Origin of the sequence: Bifidobacterium leontopitheci, assembly GCF_009193355.1 — a bacterium.
Classification (GTDB): domain Bacteria; phylum Actinomycetota; class Actinomycetes; order Actinomycetales; family Bifidobacteriaceae; genus Bifidobacterium; species Bifidobacterium leontopitheci.
The window spans coordinates 90,879-99,724 of sequence record NZ_WBVT01000008.1; the positions used below are offsets into that span (position 1 = coordinate 90,879).

General features: G+C 61.0%; 10 protein-coding genes and 1 pseudogene. 1 reads left to right on the plus strand and 10 read right to left on the minus strand.

Annotated features, from left to right (window positions below; translation table 11 throughout):
• Positions 1 to 109: 109 nt before the first annotated feature.
• Positions 110 to 1,207 carry an NADAR domain-containing protein gene (locus tag F7D09_RS04325; RefSeq protein ID WP_193312323.1) on the plus strand — a complete coding sequence of 366 codons (1,098 nt, stop codon included), beginning with the start codon at positions 110 to 112 and terminating at the stop codon, positions 1,205 to 1,207.
• Here F7D09_RS04325 and F7D09_RS04330 read toward each other — a convergent pair.
• The 10 genes and pseudogenes from F7D09_RS04330 to F7D09_RS04380 form a co-directional block, all read right to left on the minus strand.
• Positions 1,179 to 1,439: a hypothetical protein gene (locus F7D09_RS04330; RefSeq protein WP_152234187.1), complete on the minus strand. Its 261-nt coding sequence runs from the start codon at positions 1,437 to 1,439 to the stop codon at positions 1,179 to 1,181. The two genes, F7D09_RS04325 and F7D09_RS04330, sit on opposite strands and share 29 nt — an antisense overlap.
• A gap of 527 nt (positions 1,440 to 1,966) precedes the next feature.
• Positions 1,967 to 2,131: an HNH endonuclease gene (locus tag F7D09_RS04335; protein WP_152234188.1), complete on the minus strand. Its 165-nt coding sequence runs from the start codon at positions 2,129 to 2,131 to the stop codon at positions 1,967 to 1,969.
• Between the two features lie 103 nt (positions 2,132 to 2,234).
• Positions 2,235 to 2,849: a hypothetical protein gene (locus tag F7D09_RS04340; RefSeq protein ID WP_152234189.1), complete on the minus strand. Its 615-nt coding sequence runs from the start codon at positions 2,847 to 2,849 to the stop codon at positions 2,235 to 2,237.
• Positions 2,850 to 3,191: 342 nt separating this feature from the next.
• Positions 3,192 to 3,497, minus strand: coding sequence for a metallophosphoesterase family protein (locus F7D09_RS04345; protein ID WP_152234190.1), 306 nt, complete (start codon positions 3,495 to 3,497; stop codon positions 3,192 to 3,194).
• 241 nt (positions 3,498 to 3,738) lie between these two features.
• Positions 3,739 to 4,419, minus strand: a complete 681-nt coding sequence (locus tag F7D09_RS11795) for a hypothetical protein (RefSeq protein ID WP_452082088.1) — start codon at positions 4,417 to 4,419, stop codon at positions 3,739 to 3,741.
• 2 nt (positions 4,420 to 4,421) lie between these two features.
• Positions 4,422 to 5,495 (minus strand): annotated as a pseudogene (locus F7D09_RS04360) (phage major capsid protein); the annotation flags it as partial.
• Positions 5,414 to 5,902, minus strand: a complete 489-nt coding sequence (locus tag F7D09_RS04365) for a helicase (protein ID WP_152234193.1) — start codon at positions 5,900 to 5,902, stop codon at positions 5,414 to 5,416. The pseudogene F7D09_RS04360 and the gene F7D09_RS04365, both read right to left, overlap by 82 nt.
• 90 nt (positions 5,903 to 5,992) lie before the next feature.
• Complete coding sequence (locus F7D09_RS04370) at positions 5,993 to 6,232, minus strand: hypothetical protein (protein ID WP_152234194.1); 240 nt, start codon at positions 6,230 to 6,232, stop codon at positions 5,993 to 5,995.
• A 193-nt stretch (positions 6,233 to 6,425) separates the two neighbouring features.
• Entirely contained in the window at positions 6,426 to 7,850 is a 1,425-nt protein-coding gene (locus F7D09_RS04375; protein ID WP_152234195.1) for a VG15 protein, read from the minus strand.
• Positions 7,759 to 8,679, minus strand: coding sequence for a phage portal protein (locus tag F7D09_RS04380; RefSeq protein WP_193312324.1), 921 nt, complete (start codon positions 8,677 to 8,679; stop codon positions 7,759 to 7,761). Before F7D09_RS04380 ends, F7D09_RS04375 begins: the two co-directional genes overlap by 92 nt.
• Positions 8,680 to 8,846: the final 167 nt, after the last annotated feature.

Below are 8,846 nucleotides of genomic sequence, written 5' to 3' on the forward strand. Positions count from 1 at the left end.
CCGATTGCCGTTCCGCTCCCTTTTCGGGGACATGCAGTCAAACCAAAGCTACTACAATCGGTGGCCTACACTTGAGATGGAATATTGGCATTCAAAGAATTGGCGGTCAATGATGAAACCGATTTGGACTGTGGATGATGCTGATGCTTGGCGCGATGCGGCGATGGGCCGGAACGATTCCGACCGTCTCGACAGCGAGAAGCAACCGTATTTCGGTTTTTGGAATGGTGAGGACTGGGCCTCCAACTTCCATCCGGCGCCGTTCATCGTCGATTGGAAGGAGACTGACGGATCCGTGAAGGAGCTGCGGTTCGAGTGCAGCGAGCAGTGGTTCATGTTCCGCAAGGCATGGCGCTTTCGCGACCATTCAGCGATGGATGCCGTGCTCCAGCCTGGGTTGGATCCGTACCAGTACAAGGCGATTGGCCGCAACGTGCAGGGTTTTGACGAGACCGTGTGGGACGAGGAATCTCGCGTCTACATGTTTGAGGCGTTGATGTTCAAGTTCTCTCAGAACCCCGACCTTGCAAAACAACTGTTGGAGACAGGGGAGCGGGTGCTGGTCGAGTGCTCCCCGTTCGATACCATCTGGGGTGTAGGCCTCGGCAAGCAGACGAAAGACGGTCGGACCGACGACCGATGGAAGGACTCCGGCAACTGGCGCGGAAAGAACCGGCTCGGCTTCCTGCTCATGGACGTGCGTGATGTACTTCGATCCGATAAGACGCCATTTGAGTTCAAATACGGTCCCTTCATCGACCTGATTCCGCAACTGGACAGGCCGGCGGACGAACTGTACAAGTGGGTGTACCCCGAAGCGAGTGGCGATGGCCCGATTCGAGTAGGTTGGTGCGCTTTTTCCACCCCGGTGGACCAGTGGTGGCACCTCATCTACGCGACCTCCGGGTGTACGGATTGCTACCCCGTGTTGGAGAAGTCCGGCATCGATCCGTGGAAGACGCTGCAATCGAACGACTACTCCAAGCTCAACGCCGAACAGGTACAAGCTCTGATGACATGGCTGACCCGCGCCGAACGTTTTGGCGCAGGCACGGTAAGCGAATCGTTGGACAAGGGCTGGCTCCTCAACCTGCTGAAACGGCTCCGCGACATCGGTCGGAATATGGAACACGCGCATCAATATGTTGCGTCCGCGCGACAACCAGCCGAGAACAGCCCTACCATCGTTCCAGCACACGATGCATGACGTTGTTCTTCACTGCGTCCTTGAAATGCCCGACATGGGCTCCGCGCAGCACGTAAGCGTCATCGTCGGAGCCGTCATCGTATCGTTCAAGCTCCTCCTGAATGGCGACGCCAATCACCTCCGCGAGTTCAGTGAACGTCATGGCCTGATCGAGGTCGATGCCGATTGCGGCATATCCGCGAATCACATCGGGGTCGACTCCCGCGTCGAACATTCTTTTGGCGACACTCATGGATGCTCCTTTCACCGGCGGATGCGGACACGTGCCACGGCATGTCGCGCCATCATGTCCCATTCTGGTCAACGCGCGGATCATTTTCTGCACAAAGCGCATGATGGGAAAGCGCGACCGTGGACCATCACATCAAGCATGGCAGGCATTTCGCAGAGTCTTCAAATCGTAGTGACGTAAAAGGAAGGACCGACACCCTCCACCATGTCCGAGCAAACGGTTTTACGGGTGGAAGGCGCCGATCCTTTATTGAGACTCTATCATTTCCTGCAACGTCCCTAGGTTCCCTGAGTTCTAAATAGAAGTGCACCAACTTCCACCGCAACAGCTTCTTGAACTGGAAAACATATGCCAATCCAACAGAGTGGATCTACGCACGATTATCGGCAACGCACCCGATACCCACGATCCAGAAGTTCAGTAACTCTGTTTGGATAATAATTCGGGGAAAGCGCGGCGCTATGACACTGGGGTGCGCCCGGAGCCGGCCGGCAGGGTACCTACCCCACGGTGCAGAGCGATGCTGTTCACCACGCCGAGGTGCGGAACGGCACCGAGATCGCCTTGACGCCGGCGTCTCCTCTTACGACTTGTCTTGCCCGTTCGATGCTCTTGTTGCCTCTCAGCTCGTTGCACGCTCGATGCGCCAGCTTGCAGTTGCGGAACTCGTACGGGCTTCCGCCCTTCGACACCGGCAGTCATTCGTCTGCTTCAACGCTCCACGGATCGAGTGCAAGTAGGGTTCTGGCTGAAGGTCGGACTCCGCGACTGTGCTCGGAGACGGCTCATGCAGCATCAGTTATACGCAATGAGCATTGATACGAAGTTCCTGATGACCGACAACGGATGATCCGGGAAGGAATCATCGAACCGGCTGTCTTCGGAAAGATTCATCAGAACGCCATGCCGGTAATCAGCAGCATAGGGGTCGCGAGACCACCCTCGTCCCTCATCGTCAATCCATCCATGCCGCCGCGCGAACTCGTAGACCTGTGCCTCGCGTATTCCGGTAACGCCGGCTTCATCGGCGAATGCCTGAACCTGCAATGCGAAACCAGGCAATCTAAGGTGCAGGGTCAGACCGTATTGCACTCCTTCGGTGTGCGCGACCGTCTTGACGATGCTCCAGATAACGTCTCGTTTGGCGTCGGTGGTGCCGCTGACTACCTCGATCAGTCCTTGGTCGTCGCCCAACGACTGATGGATTCCATCCTCCACGCCCTGTTCATCGCCAAACGGCATGGCCTGATTGGCCGGTATCGGCTGCAGGAACATCAGGCATGTTGATTGCTCCGTTTGAGTGGCGAACGCCGTCATCTCGGGCGGGTCGTCGGGCATGCGATTCAATCTGCTGAACGCCTGCGGAATAGCGACATCAAAACCGCCGACTGTAACCGTCTGCATATCCATATCCGGCTCCTACTGCCGTAGTAGTTGTTATGGATACATGATAGCCCGTCTTAACAAGGCGGGATGGCTGAGGGTGTCTGCCGAGGTGATGCTACTTTCTTGGTCTCCTCTCGCTGGCCGTCTCGCCCTTCTCCCGGTGTACGTCTTCGTTGTCCCGTTAGAAAGAAGAGCCACACCCTGTACTTGAGCGGCGGGAACTTGGGGACTGGCCGGCCTCGGACAGGGCGAACAAACCGACGACGCGCTGCTGGAACGCCTCTGAGGCGGGATCAGGTTCCTCCGCTCGGCATGATGTCACCTCCCGTCCGCGCTGCCTGTCGTAGCCGGATTGTGTAGCCTCGGCTAATTGCTGAACGGGCGGATTCTCCCGTATGCTTCGTGAATGGACAGCCCGTCGAGCACTGACATCGGCTGTTCCAGGAATTCGCGGAACCAGTCCGAGCCGGAGAACAGCACCGGATAGGTTCCCTTCTCCAACACGGTGGGGTCGACGATCGACCAGGGCGGAAGGTATTGGATCATCAGCTTGCGGCCGTTGTACTCGAAGAACTCGTCCCCGTACCGTTCGAGGATGTCCTCGGTGAACTCGTCCCATGTCATGGGCTCGGGGAAATACACGATCTCGTCTACCGTGTGCGATGGCTCCATAGATCTCTGACCCTTTCGACCATGCGCTTCTCCTCGGGCGTGAGGTTTATGCACGCTGGTTTTTCGGATTATACGCGTTGTGGAAGTATCCTTCATGCACGGGGGCCATCTTCTCGCCGTGGATATAGTCAAGGCTAATCTACTTGACGCGCCTGCCGTCATTGTCGAAGCTGTTGATGTTCCTGAGCTTGCCGATGTCGCTGACTGTCACGTACAACACCCTGCCCCCGGGTCTGGGTCTTCATGGGTGCGCGGTTCGAGCCTGACGAGCGCCTCGACCATGCCGAGACTTCACATGCGGCGGGCCTCGCGGTCTTTCATGACGCCAAGCGTGCTGATTGCCACGAGTGAACGTTTCGGCAGTCCGTCGAAACGAGTCCCAGCTGCCCGGAGCGTTCCAATGCAGCGCGGGTATCACGTTCAGCCTCCGCCGATGCCAGTATGCGCACTGCATCTGCTTGTCCCAATGAGGTCGCCCGCCGGATTGCTGTAGGAGAGCGATTCGGTGAACCCTCCGGCGGTCTGCGTCGACTGGGTGACGCCGGGCATGTCCTCGTTGAGCAGGGCTCGTCGCACCATCTGGCAGCATACGCGTCTGAGCGTGTCCGCTGACGCCTGCCGCCAGCCGGGGCAGGCGTCGGCGGATGACGTCGCTCGCGTCGGCGTCGTAGCCCTTCAGGTGGGCCGGCGCCACCTCCATGGGGCCGATGTTCGGGCCGCGCACCGCGGCAGTGGCGAGCTTCTCGTGGGTGACAGCGCCGTCTGCGAGCATCGCGGTCGTGATGGACCCGTCGGCGGGGGACGCGCCTGCGGCAGGGTCGACGGGGTTGCCGTCGATGTCGAACGCGGCGACGCGGGCGATCAGCTGGCCGGGGTCGGCCTGGTCGGCGTGGACGAACTGGATCTGCTTGTCGAGCGCCATGGTCACGCCCCCGTGGTGGTCTGCGGGGTGATGACGTAGGCGGGGAAGCGCTTCGTCTTGTCGGGCTGCACGTCGTTGATCGGGTTGGCGATCTGGAAGCCGACGCGGAACACGACGCGCATGGCCACGCAGTCCTGCTGGGCGAGGTTGAGGACGACCTTGCCGTCGTCGTCGGTGATGGGCGCCTGGTCGAGCATCTTGTAGGTGATGTCCTGGCGGATGCCGATCACGAAGTTGCTCCAGTCGGCGCCGAGCAGCACCGCCATGGCAGGGTCCCATGCGCCGTTGTCGACCTCGTTGAGGCCGAAGCCGTAGAGCGTGGAGGGGGCGCCGGCGGCGAGCGAGGGCACGTAGATCGGGCTGCCGTTCGCGTTCCTCAATCCGACCAGCTGCCAGTTGAGGCCCAGCTGGGAGGCGAAGCCGTTCATCGCGAACCCCTGTTCGGCGAGCTTCTGGCCCATGGTGGCCACGTCCTTGGCGAGGTCCTTGCCCTGGGCAAGCGTGTTGCCCGCGGCGACGGCCTGCGGGATGAAGCCGTCCGGGAAGCTGGCGGGCTTGTCCACGCCGAACAGGGTCGCCTGGTCGAGCTTGTAGCCCAATGCGGCGGCCAGGCGCGGCTGCACCTCGCTCTAGATGGGGATGCCGCTGTCGGCGATCACGGCCTCGGGGATGGGCACGATCGCGGCGAGCTCCTCCGCGGTGATGCTCAGGCCCGCCCACGCCTGCTTCGTGGTCTGCTTGAGGCCGGTGTCGCCGCCCACCCAGTAGGCAATCGGCTTGGAGTCCAGGACCGGCTGGGTGCGGGTGCGCGTGCTCATGCGGATCTGACGCATGCGCGTGAGGGACACGCTCGCCTTGGGCGCGTCCTGGATGATCTGCTCGGCGTATTCGACGGGGATGAGCCCGCCGCCCATGTCGCCGGTGGTGATGATGGAGTTCACGTTGGATGCCATCATGGTTCCTTTCAATATGGTCGGTAATGGTGGTGGTGTTGTCAGTGGTTGCGGAGGAACTGGTCGCGCAGCCAGTCGCCGGACGAACCGGCGGCGGCCGGCTGGCTGGCGGCGTTCGGCATGCCGGGCAGTCGGCGTCCCGTCTTCGACGCGACGTACTCGTTGACGGCCTTCGCGTGCGCCTGCATGGCCTCGAGGCTGTCGCCCACGATCAGCGACGCGGGCAGTTGGGATTCTTCGGCGACCTGCGCACGCCATTCGGCCGTCTGCTTCTCGGCCTTCAGCGCGTCAAGCTCCTTCTGGAGCCTGGCAGTGCGGGCCTCGGCCTTCTGCGCTTCGGACATCTGCGATTCCTTGAGCTGTTGCAGCTCGTCGGCGGCCGCCTTGTTGTCCTTCGCGCGTTTCTCCCACTCACGCGAATGGGAGACCGTCTCCCGGTACTTCGCCTCCCAGTCCGTGGACTGCGGTTCGCCGTGCGGCTCGCCCGCGTCCTGCGGCTGGTCAGCGTTGTTGTTGGCTTCCTCGACCATGTGTTCCTCCTATGGATTGCTGATGGGGCCCGTTCCGGGCATGAAAAAACCACCCGTGCGGGTGGTTATCAATGGAAAATATGGTTATGGCTAATAGATGTCGTCGGGGTTTAAATCATATGGAGGCGATTGAACTCTTTCGCCGGATAGCAGTGCGTTGATCGCTTTTCGGCGGAAATCGGGGTCTTCTTCACAGCCTGCGTAGATTTTGATTGTAAGCCCGTATGGGTTGCAAGGGTACCACTCTCCGAATCGCTTCATATAGAGTTCTGACAGTTTGTCATTGCTGCATGTTTCGAGATATGTCCGGTCATATTCAAGATTTGCCATTGGGTGCCTCCCTAATCATGCGATTGAAGATATCAGATGATTCTGGGAAATATCTCCGCAGCAGATCCCAAGCCCTCGGGTTGGTGAGCTGGGTTTCGAGCATCTCGGCGAATGCTTCTCTGGCTTGCAGGACTCCTTTGGGAGCCTGGGCGAAATACCCGCCGGGGTGACCGGCTTTCCCGTAGTTTTTGTATTAGGTCTCGGCAAGGGACGTATTGACGGATTGGAGCGACGCGATCATCATGTCATGGAGGTTGAGGCTGTCGTCTCCTCCGATATCCCAGAACTCCTCGGCAATGGATTCCATCGCTTTCGAGAAGCGTTCCGGGTAGCTGTCCGCCTCGACCATCTCCACTCTACGGTAAAAGAGCGAAGTCCCCTCGTCGGCAAGTGTCTTGGGGAAGATGCCGCCTCTGTATGTCACGCAATAGCCGGAGGACCCGTCGCCGAGGAGATCGTCGAGCATGTGCGCGCTTTCGTGGATGAACACCCCATATGGTCCATGTCCTCTGGAAGGTTTACCGACCGAATCGATGTCAACGAAGATTCCGCCTTCGGTTTTGCTGTAATGGGCACGTCCTCCTTTCCCCAGTGTCGAGCTTTTAATGACGTATCGATCTGAATACTGAGCCCATAGTTTCGCGGTTGACTGATGTGCGGAGTTCCTCAGGATGCCGTCCAAGGACTTTGCCGCATCGTCACCGAGCGCCTTCTTCGCTCTGCCGTCTTTGAAGAGGAAGTCGGGGGTCTCGAGGATCAGGTCCGTGAATTCGTCGGGGTGCAGGTGTCGCATGAGGTAGGTGATGGAGTTGACGTTGTTGGGGTCCGCGGGCCCGTACCACGACTTCCTGTGCTTCGGCTCCAGATAGGGCTTGATCTTCAGCAGCCCGTAACGGAGCTCTTCGGGTACGGTGCCGTCTTCAAGCATGCGGCGCGCCTCCATGTACCGCTTCTCGAAACGGGAGTCGTCGTACCCCTGCACCTTGGGGTTCTTCTTGTCCCAGCTGGGGATGACCTCGCAGTCGCAGTCCTTGTGGTACTGGCTCATCGCGCCGGCGGCTTCGGCGCTCGAGTAGACGAAGCCTCGCCCGGCGAGCATGCCGCAGAACGCGCACGTCTTCGCGCCCTGCGGCACGCGCGCGTAGCGTGGCTTACGCGGATCCCGGCGCGCGGCCTTCTCGATGACGCCACGACCGCCGGCCTTGACCCATTTGTCCATGTTCGCGAGCAGGCCCCTGAGCATGGCGTCCGGGTCGGCCGGGCTGCCGTCCTTGCCGTCCCACAGGTGGCCGGCGAGACGTCGTATGGTCTCCCGCATGGCCTTGTCGTCCGGCTGATAGGTGGTGTCGATGTCGATGGCGTCCTTGAACCATTTGGCGCGCATCTGCTCGTACCATTCGCCGGCGGCCACCGAGCCGGCGTCGCCGTACTTGGCGGCGATGGCGGGCACGAGGTCGAGCAGCGCGTCACGCATGTCGGCGGGGTCGTCGTACATGTTGTACACGGTCTCGAACACCTTGCGCAGCTCACGCCGCGCCTGCGTCACCGCCGACTGCTGCGCCTTGGCCAGCCTGTCCACGTCCCGCCGGCCCGGAGTCCGGCTGTTGCTGTCCGCCATCGCCGCCTCCTGTCACCGCCCGGTTCGCGGGCTGCTGCTGCGCGTTCATGTTGACGAGCCTGTCGAGCACGGCCGCCGCGTTCTGCCGGTTCTTGTCCGACAGCAGTCGGGTGATGTCCGCGTCGGGGAACTGGAGCTTCTCGAGGATGACCCGACTGTTCGCGAGCCATGGGATGGCCTGCACCATCTTCAACACCGCGTCGGCGACCGCCGCCTGGCTGGGCCGTTCCGGGTCCCGCCAGTTGACCTTGAGATGCGCGAGCGCCTCGTCGCCCGGATCCGCGCCGTTCAGGACGGCCATGTCGCGGGCCGCGTTGCACAGCTGGACGCCGAACGCGTCGCACGTGTTGCGCGCCTCGATGACCAGTTCCGTCTCGGAGGCGGCGATCGCCTCGGCGCTGGATGGGCCGAAGTCGGTCATCACGCCCAACTGGGCCATGGGCACGCCCGTCGCGCCGGAGAACCTGCCGGCCAGGGTCCTGAGCATGTCGGAGTGGGGCTGCATGGTCATCTGCGCGAACTGGCCGACCGTGGGCAGCTGGCCGTCCTCGTCGCGGCTGATGGCGAGCATCCTCGACAATGCGGCCTGCCAGCCGGTCAGGGTCTTGCCGTCCACGCCGGCGGGCGGGTCCGCGCCGAGAAGGTAGCGCTGCGGCGATGAGTAGAATTCCGCGCCGACCTCCATGCGCAGCATCGTGCGCACGGCCGTGTCCGTCAGGCTCATGACCTCCCAGTTGATGCGGGACCAGCCGAACACCTCCATGTCCACGGTGTCGAAGCCACGGCCGAAGCCATGCGGTTTCGTTTCGGGTAAAAGATGCGTAATCAACGGAAGATGAAAAAAAAGAGAATACAAGTGGAAGTGCCCCGGATAACGCCCGAAGTTTTGCGCACTTTGGTTCTGGCTTGGGTTGAGAACATGGCCCGTGTCCTGTGTACGATTTTCAGTCGCCAAACATAGAAAACCGCGATTGGAAGCGAGGACACAAGCCATGT